We start from the raw sequence: 13,843 nt of genomic DNA, 5'->3' as shown, positions 1-13,843 counted from the left end.
GGGGTCAGCGCAGCTCCGCCGGCGGTGTGCGCTGCGTGTCGACCTTCTCCGTGCGCTGCAGCTCGCCCCACACGATGTACCGGTAGTCCGACGTGTAGATGGGCGTGCAGGTCGTGAGGGTGATGTAGCGCCCTGGCTTCTTCTTTCCCGACTCCTTCGGGACCGGCTGCAGGACGTCCACGTTGAACTTCGAGGTCTTCGGCAGCGTCTTGTAGACCTTGTAGACGTACCAGGTGTCCTTGGTCTCGAAGACGATCGGGTCGCCGTCCTTGACCTTGTGGATGTTGTGGAACTTGGCCCCGTGTCCGTCCCGGTGCGCGGCGAGGGTGAAGTTGCCCTTGTCGTCCGAGGGCAGTGCCGACTTGATCGGTTCGGTGTAGTAGCCGGCGATGCCGTCGTTGAGCTCCTTGGTGTCGGTGCCCTTCTTCACCAGGATCTCGCCGTCGCTCATCGCGGGTACGTGAAGGAAGCCGATACCGTCCTTGGTGTCCAGATCGCCGGGGCCGCTGTTCGCCCAGTCGTTGCGGATCCGGTCGCCCTGCTCGGAAGCTTCGCGGTCGGCGAGAACGTTGGTCCACCACAGCGAGTAGACGACGAAGAGCCCCAGCACCACGCCCGCGGTGATCAGCAGCTCTCCGAAGACACTGATGGCGCCGGCGATCCGGCTTCGTGCACGTGCCACTGCACCTGTTCCCTGTCTTGAAGTGTCTCAGCCGACGAGTGCGTCGGGTTTGCCCTTGCTGCGCGGCCGTTCCTCGACCATCTTGCCCCACACGATCATTCGATAGGTACTCGTGAATTCGGGGGTGCACGTCGTCAAAGTGATGTAGCGGCCGGGCTCCTTGAACCCCGACTGCGGGGGCACGGGACCGATCACGCTCACGTTCGACGGCGGGGTCTGCGGAAGGATGCTCGCCATCTCGTACGTGTAGTAGGTGCCCTGCGTCTCGACGACGATCGGATCTCCCGGCTCGAGGCGGTTGATGTACCGGAACGGTTCGCCATGGGTGTTGCGGTGGCCGGCGACCGCGAAGTTGCCCTGCTTGTCCTCCGGCATCGCCGTCTTGAGCTTTCCCTCGCCGTAGTGGCCGACCATTCCCCGGTCGAGCACACCCTGCTTGTCGATGCCCTCGGCGATCGGCACGACGACGTCCAGCTTGGGGATGTACATGATGGCGAAGCCCTGCCCCGGCTCGAACGCGTCGGGCTTGCGGCCCTTCGCCCAGTCGTCCTGGATCTGGTTCGCCGCCCTGTCCGCCTGCTGGCCGGCCAGCACGTTCGTCCACCACAGCTGGTAGGTGACGAACAGCAGCATCAACACGCCGAAGGTGATGAACAGTTCGCCGATGGCCCGGCTGGCGATGACCGCTGGGCTGTCCTTGGCCGCGCGCGCAGCACGGCGGGCCTCGACGCGGGAGAGCGGCTTCGCCGGCTCGGCCGGCTCGGCGGCCGCGCCTGCCGCCGGAGCGCGTCTGCGGCCACCACCCCGGCCTTTGGCGGCCTTTCGTCGCTCGGCCCGGCCGGGACCGGGAGGTGTCTCCACGGCACGGCGCGTGTCGGACGTGCGCAGGGCCACCGTCTCGTCGTGGGGCACGTCACGCGTGTCGGGCACTTCGCCCAGGTCGGGTGCCTCGGGCACGACGACGGGGTCCGACACCGGTCTGCGCAGCTGCTCCGGTTCGGGCTCCGGTGCCTGCACAGGCACGGGAGCGGGCGGGGGCGTGTACGTCTCCCGCCCGTACCAGTCGTGCGGTTGACCCTCCGAGCCGCTCAGCGGGCCGTTCAACGGGTCGCTCAGCGGGTCGCTCGTCGGATAGTGCTGCGGGTCGGCCCACCCCTGCGGCTGCGCCTCCTCGGCCGCCGCGATGCTCGTCGCCCGGAACCACGGCGAGCCGTGCTCGCCGGGCGGGATGGGGTCCGTCAACGGGTCGTACGCAGGCTCGTACGCCTGCTCACTCTCCCCCTGTGGCCCGTACCCGTACCGGCGCTCGTACTCGTATTCGTGCTCGTGCCCGGGGCGCACGGCGCTCACGCCAGAGCCTTGCCCACCACCGGTGCGAGCCCCGCCGAACGCCCGACCGCCCCGGCGTCGCCGCACTGCTCGAGCCAGTTGGCGAGCATCCGATGCCCGTGTTCGGTCAGAACCGACTCCGGGTGGAACTGCACGCCCTCGACCCGCAGTTCACGGTGGCGCAGCCCCATGATGATGCCGTCCGCCGTACGCGCCGTCACTTCCAGCTCCGCGGGGAACCGCGCCGGCTCCGCCGCGAGGGAGTGGTAGCGCGTCGCGACGAAGGGTGAGGGCAGGCCGGCGAAGACGCCTTGGCCGTCGTGCGTGACGGGCGAGGTCTTGCCGTGGAGCAGCTCCGGCGCGCGGTCGACCACGCCGCCGTACGCGACGGCCATCGACTGCATCCCCAGGCACACCCCGAAGACGGGCACGCCGGTTGCCGCGCAGTGCCGCACCATCTCGACGCACACACCGGCCTCTTCGGGCGCGCCGGGGCCGGGAGACAGCAGCACGCCGTCGAAGCCGTCCTGTGCGTGCTCCAGCGCGACTTCGTCGTTGCGCACGACCTCGCACTCGGCGCCGAGCTGGTACAGGTACTGGACGAGGTTGAAGACGAAGCTGTCGTAGTTGTCGACGACGAGAATGCGCGCACTCACCGTTCCGCCCCCTCACCGTCGACCGTGACATCGCCGAACGGCAGCAGCGGCTCCGCCCACGGGAAGACGTACTGGAACAGCACGTAGACGACCGCCAGGACGAGGACGAGCGAGATCACCGCCCGCACCCACACGTTGCCCGGCAGATGCCGCCAGATCCAGCCGTACATGCTGTCCCTTTCCGTTCGGTACGGCACCAGACTAAAGGGCCGCAGGGGCGCGTGGGTCAGCTGCGCAAAGCCGGTGGTTTGCCGTCGGTCACAGGCTGCGTCGCATCGAGGTGGGCCCAGACGACGAGCCGATGGCTGCTGCCCCACTCGGGCTCGCAGGTGGTCAGCGTGAGATAGCGCCCGGGCGCGTCGAATGCGGTCGCGTCCTCGTTCAGCGGCCTGGGCACGGCGTCGATGACGCCGACATCGCTCGGGACGGTCCGGTACGGCTTCCGCTCGATGCGGTAGGTGAACCAGGTCGTCCCGTCCGTCAGTACCACCGTGTCACCGGCGCGCAGCTCCGGGAAGTCCTTGAACGGGTCCCCGTACGTGCGCCGGTGTCCCGCGACCGCGAAGTTTCCCGTGGCGCCGAGCGCGGCGGTGGAGGCGTAGTGCCCGAGCCCCTTCTTCAGTACGCCCGTGCCGGTGCCCTGGAGCACGGGCCAGTCCCAGCCCTTGCCGAACCTGGGGATGTACATGACCGCGAACGGCTTTCCCGGCTCGTACGCCGCCGGGGCGGGCGTCGCCGTGCGCTCGGGTGCGGGCGCCGCCGTCCCGGGCGCTGCCTCGGGGGTCTCGGGGGCTGTCTCCGGGTCCGCCGTGGGTGTGTGCGCCGACCAGCCGGCCCGCAGCCGCTCGATCTCGCGGTCGGTGGCGTCCTCGGCACGGACACCGGTCCAGAAGAGCAGGTGGACGACGAACAGCACGATCAGGGTTCCGACGGTGATGCACAGTTCGCTGAAGGTCCGGACGACCACACGCACCGATCTCGACACCGGCTCCCCCAAGCTCTACCCGACGGGCTTCGCGTAGTGGAGATCCACTGTGCCCGAGTAGCCGGGGAGAGTCACCGCCTCGTTCTCGTCCACTTTCCAGCCGAGGCCGTACGCCTCGACGTACAGCTGGTAGTTCTTCACGGCGGGTGACCGGGCGAGCGCCTTGGTGAGCGCCTCCTGGTCGCCGACGGCGGTGATCTTGTAGGGCGGGGAGTAGACCCGGCCCTGCAGGATCAGGGTGTTGCCCACGCAGCGCACGGCGCTGGTGGAGATCAGCCGCTGGTCCATCACGCGGATGCCCTTGGCACCGCCCTGCCACAGCGCGTTGACGACGGCCTGCAGGTCCTGTTGGTGGATGACCAGGTCGTTGGCCTGCGGCTCGGGGTAGCCGGGCGCAGCCCTGGCGTCGGGCGGGGCGTCGTTGAGGGTGACGGTCAGCGCCGAGCCTTTGAGCGGCTCTGTGCCCGAGGACTTCTCGAGCGCCTTCAGCTTCGCGTCCTCCGCCTGTGTGGAGTCGTCGTCGCGCTGCGCGAGCGCGTCCACCTCCCGGCGTACGGCGGCGGTGGACTCCTCGAGGTCGCCGTTCTTGTCGCTGCGCTGCTTGATCAGGTCGGAGAGCTTCAGCAGGGAGTCGTCGGTGCGCAGGTCCGTACCCTTGGCAGTATTGAAGCTGGTCACGAAGATCAGGCCCGCCAGGGCGAAAACGGCAGCCGTGAGCAGCCGGACCGGCCGCCACGCGAAGCGGCGAACGGACCCTTGGGGGGTGTCGGCAGAATTGCTCAACGTACCCTTATCTCCTTAGACGCCGCGGAAGCACTACGCTAACGGACGCCCGGGGGCGGCAGTGGTCCCCCTGGCTCCATCCCCGGCGCCAGCCACAGTTCCCTGCGCGGTCACGCAGCGCATCGACAGGAGAGTCCCTCGTGCCGAAGTCACGTATCCGCAAGAAGGCCGACTTCACGCCACCCCCGGCTGCAAGGCAGGCGGCGAACATCAAGCTCACCAACCGCAGCTGGGTCGCTCCGGTGATGCTCGCACTGTTCCTGATCGGTCTCGCCTGGATCGTCCTTTTCTATGTGACCGAGGGCGAACTTCCGATCAAGAGCTTCGGCAACTGGAACATCGTCGCCGGCTTCGGTTTCATCGCCGCGGGCTTCGGCGTCTCCACTCAGTGGAAGTAGCCGCTCCGCAGCCGGCCGCCCGGGCCGTACCCCGAGTTGTCCACATGGTTTTCCACAGGCCGGGGAAAAGGTCAGACGATCTGTGGATAACTCTCCGGCCGTTGACGCCGATGTGACTGCGTCGTCCATGTCGGTGAAGCGATGCGCCCCTTGTCACTCCTGGGAAAACCCAGCTCAGCGACAAGGGGTACGCTTGTTCCCCGCGGAATGCACAAGATCCACCACACTCTGTGGACAACTCTGGGGAAAGCTCGCCTCCGCTCCCGCGGCCTCACGTGAGGGAAGCAGTCCTGACCACCAACACGACGGCGACGAGCAGCAGCACGAGCACGCAGGCCGCGAACTGCACGGCGTTCCGCCGCTTGCCCTGCGGCGCGTGGACCATCCCGTAGGCGAGCACCACGCCGGCGATCAGACCGCCGATGTGCGCCTGCCAGGCGATGCCCTCCCACCAGAAGGTCATGACGAGGTTGATCGCCAGGAGCACCAGGATCGGTCGCAGGTCGTACCGCATACGGCGCATGAGGACAACGGTCGCGCCGAGCAGGCCGTAGATGGCGCCGGAGGCGCCCAGCGACCCCTGGTTGGGCGCGGCGATCAGATAGGTCAGCGCACTGCCGGCCAGCCCGGAGATCAGGTAGAGGGCCAGATAACGCACCCGGCCCAGCGCCTGCTCCAGCGGCCCGCCGAGCCACCACAGCAGCAGCATGTTGAAGAAGATGTGCCAGACCGCCTCGTGCAGGAACATCGACGTGACCAGGCGGTACCACTCACCCTCGGCCGCCACGCCCACCAGCTCGCCCAGGTCGGGGTCGAAGGCGCCCGCGATGAGCGTCAGCCGGTTGAGGAGCTGGTCCCCGAGCGCCAGGACCGCCAGAAAGACCGCCAGATTGATCCCGATGAGGATCTTCGTCACCAGGTGCGGGTCCGCGGCGACGGCCCCGCCCGCGATCGTCCGCGGCCGGCTGGCGTTCGGATGGTGGCCCGTGCCGGAACCGGTCCGTACGCACTCCGGGCACTGGAAGCCGACCGACGCGTCGACCATGCACTCCGTGCAGATCGGCCGCTCGCAGCGGGTGCAGCTGATGCCCGTCTCACGGCCCGGATGCCGGTAGCAGCCGGGCAGACCATGGGCGTTCTGCGGCTCCTGCGGGCTGCCTGGCGCCTGGTCCATGAGGTCACCTCACCAATCTGGGGTCGCAACGTCGCCCCGCCCATCCTTACGGACGGACGGGGCGAAAAGTTTCCCCTCGGCCGATCCGGCAGGGAGCGAGCCCCCGGTCAGGCCCTCCCGGATCGCGGATCCCCCGTGGGTCGCGGACCCGCCCTCGCAGTCAGCCGGCGCAGCTCAGCCCTCGCGGATCAGTCGGAGCAGCTCAGCCCTCGCGCGTCTCCACGACAACGGACTCGATCACGACCTCGTCGAGCGGGCGGTCGGTGCGCGGGTTGGTCTGCGTGCCGGCGATCTCGTCCACGACCTTCTTGCCGGCCTCGTTCGAGACCTCACCGAAGATGGTGTGCTTGCGCGTGAGCCACGCGGTCGGCGACACGGTGACGAAGAACTGGGAGCCGTTGGTGCCCGGGCCGGCGTTGGCCATGGCCAGCAGGTACGGCTTGTCGAAGGCCAGGTCCGGGTGGAACTCGTCCTCGAACTCGTAACCCGGGCCGCCCGTGCCGTTGCCCAGGGGGTCGCCGCCCTGGATCATGAAGCCGCTGATCACGCGGTGGAAGACCGTGCCGTCGTACAGCCTGTCCGTGGACTTCTTGCCGGTCGCCGGGTGGGTCCACTCCCGCTCGCCCTGAGCGAGCTCGACGAAGTTCTTGACCGTCTTGGGCGCATGGTTCGGCAGAAGCCGGATCTCGATGTCGCCTCGGTTGGTCTTCAGGGTGGCGTAAAGCTGCTCGGCCACGATCTGCCTTCCGTAAGTCTTCTCTGACGGTTCCCGATCCTTGCACGGAAGAGCCGGCTACGGAGAAAAGCAGTCTGTCGTCGTCGTACGGGCGCATTGTGAGCGGAACAGTGGCATCGTCGTCCACAAGCTCCCGACATGACCCGGATGCCCGCCCCACATGCCGAGGCGGCTTTCAACGGGCATGATTTCGAACCGGGTGGATAGGCGGAACAGTGCCCCAACAGGGGACGAACTTCCATCGCCCTCAGTACGCCACCGAGGAGGAGGATCCCGTGACCCGCATGGACAGCGTGCGCGCCGCGACCGGTACGGCGAAGGACAGCGTGCTGCACGCCGCGGACGTGGTGGCGCCTTACGCCGGCACGGCCAAGGACCAGGCCGCGCATTATGCGCACGAGGCCCGCGTACGGCTTGCGCCGAAGGTTTCGCAGGCCACTACCGCGGCCCGTGTTCAGTACGGCAGTCGTGTCGCACCCCACGTGCCGCCGAAAGTCGATGTGGCCGCGCGCCGCGCCGCGGTGCAGGCCAGGAGGGCCGCCCGCCAGGCGGCCGACTACACAGTCCCGCGCGTCGAGCACGCGATGGCCGCTGCTCAGCCCGTACGGGAAGAGGCTGCGTCTCGTTCAGCCGCGGCTGTGGCCGCTCTGCGCGGTCAGGTGACGGCCAAGGAAATTCAGAAGCTTGTGAGAAAGCACGAGCGGCGGTCCAAGGCCGGCCGTCTCGCCAAGGGCCTCGCGGTCCTGGGCGTCCTGGCGGGTGGTGCTTTCGCCGCATGGAAGTGGTGGGACAAGCAGGCCAACCCCGACTGGCTGGTGGAACCGCCCGCTGCCACGGAGGTTTCCGACCGTGCCCCGCTGTCGTCCGTCGACGGCAGCAAGCAGACCGGGCTGGACCCCGAGGTGGAGGCGAAGCAGAACGAGACCGAGGCTGCGGACCGCGACGACCGTCCCTGACGGTCTTCCGTCCTTCGGACTTCGGGCGCCGGGAGTGGAGAACGCTCCCGGCGCCTCATGCTGCGAGGAGTGCGGCGTGCGGGCCCTGCTCTTCGTCGGCGGGGTAACCGGCCGTGACGCCGCTTCGAGAGCCGGCGGAGGAAGCGGCCGAGAGCTCCGAGACACTGGCCGAAGAACCGGCCGAAGAACCGGCCGAAGCGTCCACCGAGGCGTCGGAGACGGCGATCGAGGCGACGGACGCGGTGACGGGCTTGGCGACGGACGAGACCGTGGACGACGAACCGGCGTGCGACGAACCGCTGGTGGGGGAGCCCGCTTGAGCGTCCGCCGGGGAGCCGGAGCCGGGCCGAACGCCGGTCGGGGAACCGAGCGGAGCGTCGTGCGGGGTGTCGTTCCGTGTGACGCCGTCTGATACGGCGGCGGAATCCAGGACAGGGGCCGCAGGGGCGGCGGCAGCGGCGGAGCCGGCTGAGGCCGGGGCGGTGGCAGAGGCAGGGGAGGCGGCAGAGGCAGGGGAGGCGGGGCCGACCGGAGTTGCGCCGGCGGCGACGTCGTTCGCGTATGCGGCGATCTCGGCCGCGCTCGCGTCGAGAGCGGGCTTGTGCCGGACGGCCGGCGACGAACCGTGCGCCTCAGCGCTGATGCGCTGCTTCATCGTGGGCGGCAGCGCGCGGGCGCGCGCCGTCGGCGCCCATCGTGTACTCGGTCGCCTCGTCTGCGCCGGGACGGTGGGGCGAACGCCCTGCTGACGAGCGGCGTTGGCCGGCTCGTCGGACGTCTGGACGGCGGGCTGCGTCGCGGCAGCGGCGGCGGTGGTGAGCCCCACCGAGGCAAGCAGAGCAAAGAACGCGGTGATGAACGCGGTCCACAGATTCCTGACCTTCAAGGCGGCCATGACCCCTCGCTTTCGGGTTGAGCGTTTTACATACCTTCCTCATGATGTGTACGCATCTTGAGAAGTGGGGGAGCGACGCCGCCACTGCGCAGTTCTTCTGATGAACACCACCCGGATGGTCCAGTCCCCGGCCCTACGGCCCCGATTTGCGCATACGTCCTCCCGCGTCCAGCGCCCGTTCCGGCTTCTCCCCCAGCGGCGAATATGCAGGTCAATGGGGTGAAGTGGGGCCCGTCCCGCACATCGTGGCCGCCGTCGCACCCGCGCGCCGACGCACTGCGCCCGGGCCGGAACCCCCGTGACGGCGCAGTGCAGGGGAGGAGTCGAGGTGAAGGCGCCCGATTCGACAGCGCCCGCTCACACAGTTACAGGGGGCCGTGTGCGTACTTTGCTCCCCCATGACGATCAGCTCCGTCGCCGTGTGCGCCGATGACCAGGCACACCGACAGAAACCCGGGGAGCGAACCGTCAACGAACTGTCCGTCCTGAGGATCTCCGCACTGGAGGAGTCGATCTACCGGCACTTCCTGCGCACCCCCGGGACTTCCGCAGAAGAGATCCACCAGTCGGTCGACGGCGGTCGCCGGATCCGCCGGCGACAGGATTTGCCCGCTCTCTTCCTCCGCGGCCCTCAGCAACCGCAGTTCGCGCAGCCGATCCATGGCTGCGGCCGCGGACTCGACCGACGTGTGTCATCTTGCTGCAGCCGCTCGTGCAGCATGGTGCAACCCCCGGAAAGCCGGCCGCCGGGCAGGCGGTCGACCAGGCCGCCGGAAACGCGAAGAGGTCCCCTGACCACCGAAGGCGGTCAGAGGACCTCTCACACTGTGGAGCCTAGGGGAGTCGAACCCCTGACATCTGCCATGCAAAGACAGCGCTCTACCAACTGAGCTAAGGCCCCGGAACGGCGACGACGGCCGAGGAGAACCCCGCCCCGGCAACCGCCGTGCACCAGAGTACCGGGTCACCCCCATGATCCTGCAAAAACATTGGGGTTCCGACTGGACTCCCCGTGACCGGACACGCTCCGTAAGATGCAGCACAAGGTTCGCAGCAGCGAAGCCGCTTGGGGAAGCGATGGGGAGACGCAATGGACGCAGCGCAGCAGGAGACAACCGCAAGAGCCAGGGAACTGCAGCGCAGCTGGTACGGAGAGCCCCTGGGTGCCCTCTTCCGTCGCCTCATCGACGACCTCGGACTCAATCAGGCCCGGCTCGCCGGCGTGCTCGGTCTGTCGGCTCCGATGCTGTCCCAGCTGATGAGCGGCCAGCGCGCCAAGATCGGCAATCCGGCGGTGGTCCAACGCGTCCAGGCGCTTCAGGAGTTGGCGGGCCAGGTCGCCGACGGCAGCGTGAGCGCCGTGGAGGCGACTGCGCGGATGGAGGAGGTCAAGAAGTCGCAGGGCGGCTCCGTCCTCACCGGCGCCAGCCAGTCGACCGGCACCTCGGGGGCACCGACGGTCCGGCGCGTGGTGCGTGAGATCCAGTCCCTGCTCCGCTCCGTCGCAGCGGCCGGGGACATCATCGATGCCGCGGACTCCCTCGCACCGACCCATCCGGAGCTGGCAGAGTTCCTCCGGGTGTACGGTGCCGGGCGCACGGCCGACGCGGTGTCCCACTTCGAGTCGCACCAGAGCTGAGCGAGGCAGTCGCCTCCATGAGGAACGGGGAGCTGGCGCAGCACCATGGGTGAGGTCTTCGCTGGTCGCTACGAACTGATCGACCCGATCGGACGCGGTGGCGTGGGCGCGGTATGGCGCGCCTGGGACCACCGACGTCGCCGCTATGTGGCGGCGAAGATTCTGCAGCAGAGCGACGCGCACACCCTGCTCCGCTTCGTGCGCGAGCAGGCGCTGCGGATCGACCACCCGCATGTCCTCGCCCCGGCCAGCTGGGCCGCGGACGACGACAAGGTGCTGTTCACCATGGACCTGGTGAGCGGTGGCTCGCTGGCCCACGTCATCGGTGACTACGGGCCACTGCCGCCGCGGTTCGTGTGCGCCCTGCTCGACCAGCTGTTGTCCGGACTTGCCGCGGTGCACGCGGAGGGGGTCGTGCACCGCGACATCAAGCCGGCCAACATCCTGATGGAGGCGACCGGGAAGGGGCGGCCCCATCTCAGGGTCTCCGACTTCGGGATCTCCATGCGCAAGGGCGAGCCCCGGCTGACCGAGACGAACTACGTGGTGGGAACGCCCGGTTACTTCGCGCCGGAGCAGATGCTCGGCGCGGAGCCGGACTTCACCGCGGACCTCTTCGCCGTCGGGCTCGTCGCCCTCTATCTCCTCCAGGGCAGGAAGCCCGACTCCCAGGCCCTGGTCGAACACTTCGCCAACCACGGCACGCCGGGTGCCCCACAGGGGATACCCGAGCCGCTCTGGCAGGTGCTCGCCGGCCTGCTGCAGCCGGACCCGCAGGTGCGGTTCCGGACCGCCACCGGCGCGCGCAAGGCGCTCACGGCCGCGGTGGAGATGCTCCCCGAGCCGGCCCCGGACGAGGAGCCCGTCGAGATCTTCGACCAACTGGGCCCGCTCCCGGCCAATTTCGGCCCCAACGGGCCGGAGACCGCCCAGCAGACCGGCGATCAGTCTTCGCCCGCGCAGCAGCCCTCTCCGCCGTCGGAGACGGGCAGCTTCCATTTGGCCCCGCCACCGCAGCAGCCGCCCACGCAGCCGCCGCACACGGCACAGACCGTGCACGCCACACAGCTGCCGCACGCCGCACTACCGCACACTCCGCCCCCCTCGCCGGTCCTGTCGGACCCCACGCCGAGCCCGACGCCGAGCGGCGCCCCCACGCCCCCCGCCCTTCCCACTCCCGGCGGCGCTCCCGCGGCTCCTGTCGCTGCGCATCTCGCTTCCCCCCACCCGCCACCGACGCGGTACGGACAACCTTCCACTCGGGCATACAGCGCTCAGGCCTCGCAGGTTCCCCGACCCGCTGCGCAGAAGCGGCCGGGACCGCCCCCGAAGGTCGCGGTCCCGGTGCTGCTCTTGGCTGTGCTGTGTTTCGCGGTCGGAATCTGGGCGCTGACCCAGACCTGACGCTCGGGCCCGGCCGGGCCGCTGCGGGGCCGGGCGGTTACGGCCCGGGCATTTACTGTCGGGGCATTTACTGTCCGGGCGGCGGCCCGTACTGCCCGTACCCGTGCCCCGGCCCTTGGCCGGACGGCTGAACCGGCGTCTGACCCGGCGTCTGAACCGGTGTCTGGACGGGCCCGTGCGGCTGCCGCTGCCCCGGCATCGAGAAGGCGGCGGGTTCGCCGTCCGCCGGCACCCGACGCCGCGCCAGCAGCGTCCACGCACCGAGCCCGAGCAACAGCACCGTGCCCGCACCGATCCCGGCGGCGGCGACGACTGCCATCGTGTCGCTCTTGGCCGTCCCTTCGGCGTTCTTGCCGCTCTCCGCGGCTGCCTGGTCGTCCTCGGTGACCCGGAAGTCATCGGCCGGGCCCGCGTAGGCGGGCGCCCCCTGCGGTTCGCCCTTGACGTTCACCCTCAGCGTCAGCGGGATCGGGGCCTTCCCGTACGCCTCCGCGATCTCCGGGCTGAGGGTGACCGAGAGGTAGTACCAGCCCGCGAACCGCATGGCCCCGGAGGAGTCGTCGGAGTCGTAGCGGTTCTCGTACACCACGGGCGGGAGCGGGTCGAGCGAGATCGACTTCTGCTTGCCGTCGTAGTACATGCTCGACTCGTCGTCGACAAAGCCTCTCGCCGGGTTGTACAGGGCGAGCACCAGGGCGTTGCCGACGCTCTTGAGACCGTCGCCCTTGGGGCTGTTGGCGAGGTCGGCACCGGCGAAGATCTGCTGCCCCCAGTCGACCGGCACCCGATAGAAGAGGGTCTGCCCCGGCTTGATCTCGTCCTTCCACTCGCCCTGCTTGAGGCTGGTGGAGTCGTGGAAGCTGGTGCCCCCGTGACGTGTCTGCGGGCCGCCGGCCGGTGCCGCGGGCGAGGCGGAGGGCCAGCTCTCGGGAGCGGCGGTGGGCCCGGCGGACTTCAGGCCCGGCTCGGAGACGTAGAGGAGCTCCACGTCCCACGGTCCGGGTATGGACGTGGTCTCGCTCGACCGCTCCAGCAGCACGTAATACGCTCCTGCCTCCTGGCAGCTGCTGCTGTCCTTCTCGATCCTGCGGCTCGCGTAGTCGGCGACCGGGCGGGCGTAGGCCGCCGAACCGAACTTCGCCTCGCCGTCGCTGCACTCCCCTCCCGAGCTGTCCTCGATGCTCACCTCGAGCTGGTCCGCGTAGGAGACCTTGGCGCCCGGCTCCGGAACCGCCACCGCCGATACGTAGGCGTTGGTCTTGTCGTCCAGGTCGATGCGGTAGTACCGCTTCTCGCCGGGCTTGATCGAGTCCTTGTACGTCGAACCGGGCGTCAGTTCCGGGCCGTTGCTGTTGACGGGCGTGCCCTGGACCGGCTTGGCCTCGCTGTCGAAGACGTACGGACTGGGTTCGCCCGCCGCCCACGACTGCCCGGGCAGCGCCGCCACCACGCACACCGCCGCCATCCCGGCCAGCGCCACCCGGCCCCTGCCGCGCTGCCTCTTCACGCACTTCTCCTTGTGGTCGACGATTCCGCCGGGTAGCCGGACGGGCCTCCCGCCGCCTCGATCCTGCGTCGTACGAGGAAGAAGACCAGAGCCGTGACCAATACGGCTTCGGCGCCCGCCGCCGCGGCGATCGTGGTGCCGGACCATCCTGCCCCGGAGGCCGCGCCGTTGTCTGCGTGCGCGGGTGAATCGCCCTTGTTGTCCGTCTGCTTGTCGCCCTGCTGGTCCGTGCCGACGGCCAGCACGGAGGCATCGTGGTGCGGCCCGGTTTACCGTGTCCCCTCCCGGAGACCCACGAATTTGCTCTCGCAAGCCGATCATTTGCTGGGGTGAACTCACGTGGATTGCGTCACGGTCACGCAACAGCGAGTGGCGACCGGTCCGGCGGAACGGCCACCCGACGGCCTGCCCGGCAGAGGCCCCCGAGCAGCACGAAGCCCCGGCCGCTTCCGCGACCGGGGCTCATGTCCAAGAAACGCTGCGTCTCACACACCCGAACCTGCGGGCACGGAGTCGGTCGCCTCCGTCCACAGATCCTGCTCGGCGCGATCCGCCTGGATCTGGCGGTACACGAGGAGCCCGCCGATGGCGGCCAGTGCGACCAGGAGAAGCTTCTTCACCGCGCGACCTCGTCTTTCCTTGACGTATGAGGACTTCTGGCGCCCGACTATACACACCGACCGATACCGATCGGTGACC

Annotated in this window: 16 protein-coding genes and 1 tRNA gene; 4 read left to right on the top strand and 13 right to left on the bottom strand. The window is 69.2% G+C overall.

Going from position 1 to position 13,843, the window contains the following annotated elements:
* Positions 1-4: 4 nt before the first annotated feature.
* From ACIQ7Q_RS06305 to ACIQ7Q_RS06280, 6 genes are read right to left on the bottom strand one after another with little or no spacing between them, the layout of a single operon-like run.
* On the bottom strand, positions 5-682 hold the full coding sequence (locus ACIQ7Q_RS06305; protein WP_403856876.1) for a class E sortase: 678 nt from the start codon (positions 680-682) through the stop codon (positions 5-7).
* Between the two features lie 27 nt (positions 683-709).
* Positions 710-2,032, bottom strand: a complete 1,323-nt coding sequence (locus ACIQ7Q_RS06300; RefSeq protein ID WP_403856873.1) for a class E sortase — start codon at positions 2,030-2,032, stop codon at positions 710-712.
* Positions 2,029-2,667 (bottom strand): aminodeoxychorismate/anthranilate synthase component II, encoded by a 639-nt coding sequence (locus ACIQ7Q_RS06295; RefSeq protein WP_403856870.1) that lies wholly within the window; start codon positions 2,665-2,667, stop codon positions 2,029-2,031. The genes ACIQ7Q_RS06300 and ACIQ7Q_RS06295 overlap by 4 nt, the downstream gene beginning before the upstream one ends.
* Positions 2,664-2,837, bottom strand: coding sequence for a hypothetical protein (locus ACIQ7Q_RS06290; RefSeq protein ID WP_403856867.1), 174 nt, complete (start codon positions 2,835-2,837; stop codon positions 2,664-2,666). Before ACIQ7Q_RS06290 ends, ACIQ7Q_RS06295 begins: the two co-directional genes overlap by 4 nt.
* A 56-nt stretch (positions 2,838-2,893) precedes the next feature.
* Positions 2,894-3,652 carry a class E sortase gene (locus tag ACIQ7Q_RS06285; RefSeq protein ID WP_403856865.1) on the bottom strand — a complete coding sequence of 253 codons (759 nt, stop codon included), beginning with the start codon at positions 3,650-3,652 and terminating at the stop codon, positions 2,894-2,896.
* Between the two features lie 15 nt (positions 3,653-3,667).
* Entirely contained in the window at positions 3,668-4,435 is a 768-nt protein-coding gene (locus ACIQ7Q_RS06280; protein ID WP_403856862.1) for a DUF881 domain-containing protein, read from the bottom strand.
* 140 nt (positions 4,436-4,575) lie between these two features.
* Between ACIQ7Q_RS06280 and crgA the strand changes: the two genes are divergently transcribed.
* The gene (gene crgA, locus ACIQ7Q_RS06275) at positions 4,576-4,833 is read left to right on the top strand and encodes a cell division protein CrgA (protein WP_403856859.1); all 258 of its coding nucleotides are present in this window, start codon (positions 4,576-4,578) and stop codon (positions 4,831-4,833) included.
* Between the two features lie 271 nt (positions 4,834-5,104).
* Here the strand turns inward: crgA and ACIQ7Q_RS06270 are convergent, their stop codons facing one another.
* Both ACIQ7Q_RS06270 and ACIQ7Q_RS06265 read right to left on the bottom strand, forming a co-directional pair.
* Complete coding sequence (locus tag ACIQ7Q_RS06270) at positions 5,105-6,007, bottom strand: rhomboid family intramembrane serine protease (RefSeq protein WP_403856856.1); 903 nt, start codon at positions 6,005-6,007, stop codon at positions 5,105-5,107.
* 202 nt (positions 6,008-6,209) lie between these two features.
* Positions 6,210-6,743, bottom strand: coding sequence for a peptidylprolyl isomerase (locus ACIQ7Q_RS06265; RefSeq protein WP_403856853.1), 534 nt, complete (start codon positions 6,741-6,743; stop codon positions 6,210-6,212).
* 275 nt (positions 6,744-7,018) lie between these two features.
* Between ACIQ7Q_RS06265 and ACIQ7Q_RS06260 the strand changes: the two genes are divergently transcribed.
* Entirely contained in the window at positions 7,019-7,699 is a 681-nt protein-coding gene (locus ACIQ7Q_RS06260; RefSeq protein WP_403856850.1) for a DUF5324 family protein, read from the top strand.
* 55 nt (positions 7,700-7,754) lie between these two features.
* On the opposite strand, the gene ACIQ7Q_RS06255 is transcribed toward ACIQ7Q_RS06260, so the two are convergent.
* Together ACIQ7Q_RS06255 and ACIQ7Q_RS06250 are read right to left on the bottom strand one after the other, a co-directional pair.
* Positions 7,755-8,594 (bottom strand): DUF6344 domain-containing protein, encoded by an 840-nt coding sequence (locus ACIQ7Q_RS06255; protein WP_403856847.1) that lies wholly within the window; start codon positions 8,592-8,594, stop codon positions 7,755-7,757.
* A gap of 828 nt (positions 8,595-9,422) precedes the next feature.
* Positions 9,423-9,495 (bottom strand) — tRNA-Ala (locus ACIQ7Q_RS06250).
* A 189-nt stretch (positions 9,496-9,684) separates the two neighbouring features.
* On the opposite strand from ACIQ7Q_RS06250, the gene ACIQ7Q_RS06245 reads away from it, so the two are divergent.
* Both ACIQ7Q_RS06245 and ACIQ7Q_RS06240 read left to right on the top strand, forming a co-directional pair.
* On the top strand, positions 9,685-10,233 hold the full coding sequence (locus tag ACIQ7Q_RS06245; protein ID WP_403856844.1) for a helix-turn-helix domain-containing protein: 549 nt from the start codon (positions 9,685-9,687) through the stop codon (positions 10,231-10,233).
* Between the two features lie 45 nt (positions 10,234-10,278).
* Entirely contained in the window at positions 10,279-11,637 is a 1,359-nt protein-coding gene (locus ACIQ7Q_RS06240) for a protein kinase (protein ID WP_403856842.1), read from the top strand.
* Between the two features lie 67 nt (positions 11,638-11,704).
* Here ACIQ7Q_RS06240 and ACIQ7Q_RS06235 read toward each other — a convergent pair whose 3' ends face one another.
* From ACIQ7Q_RS06235 to ACIQ7Q_RS06225, 3 genes are all read right to left on the bottom strand, one after another.
* Entirely contained in the window at positions 11,705-13,144 is a 1,440-nt protein-coding gene (locus ACIQ7Q_RS06235) for a hypothetical protein (RefSeq protein ID WP_403856839.1), read from the bottom strand.
* The gene (locus ACIQ7Q_RS06230) at positions 13,141-13,389 is read right to left on the bottom strand and encodes a hypothetical protein (RefSeq protein WP_403856836.1); all 249 of its coding nucleotides are present in this window, start codon (positions 13,387-13,389) and stop codon (positions 13,141-13,143) included. Before ACIQ7Q_RS06230 ends, ACIQ7Q_RS06235 begins: the two co-directional genes overlap by 4 nt.
* Positions 13,390-13,629: 240 nt before the next feature.
* Positions 13,630-13,764 carry a DLW-39 family protein gene (locus ACIQ7Q_RS06225; protein WP_003958712.1) on the bottom strand — a complete coding sequence of 45 codons (135 nt, stop codon included), beginning with the start codon at positions 13,762-13,764 and terminating at the stop codon, positions 13,630-13,632.
* Between the last annotated feature and the right edge of the window lie 79 nt (positions 13,765-13,843).

It is taken from the genome of Streptomyces sp. NPDC096176 (genome assembly GCF_044763255.1).
GTDB lineage: Bacteria > Actinomycetota > Actinomycetes > Streptomycetales > Streptomycetaceae > Streptomyces.
Note: the sequence above shows the minus strand (reverse complement) of the source record. Positions and strands in the feature narration are given on the sequence as shown.

Bases quoted from the DNA above. Each gene is read 5' to 3' on its own strand.
- ACIQ7Q_RS06270 (WP_403856856.1), bottom strand. From the start codon at position 6,007: ATGGACCAGGCGCCAGGCAGCCCGCAGGAGCCGCAGAACGCCCATGGT.
- ACIQ7Q_RS06255 (WP_403856847.1), bottom strand. From the start codon at position 8,594: ATGGCCGCCTTGAAGGTCAGGAATCTGTGGACCGCGTTCATCACCGCG.
- ACIQ7Q_RS06290 (WP_403856867.1), bottom strand. From the start codon at position 2,837: ATGTACGGCTGGATCTGGCGGCATCTGCCGGGCAACGTGTGGGTGCGG.
- ACIQ7Q_RS06240 (WP_403856842.1), top strand. From the start codon at position 10,279: ATGGGTGAGGTCTTCGCTGGTCGCTACGAACTGATCGACCCGATCGGA.
- ACIQ7Q_RS06245 (WP_403856844.1), top strand. From the start codon at position 9,685: ATGGACGCAGCGCAGCAGGAGACAACCGCAAGAGCCAGGGAACTGCAG.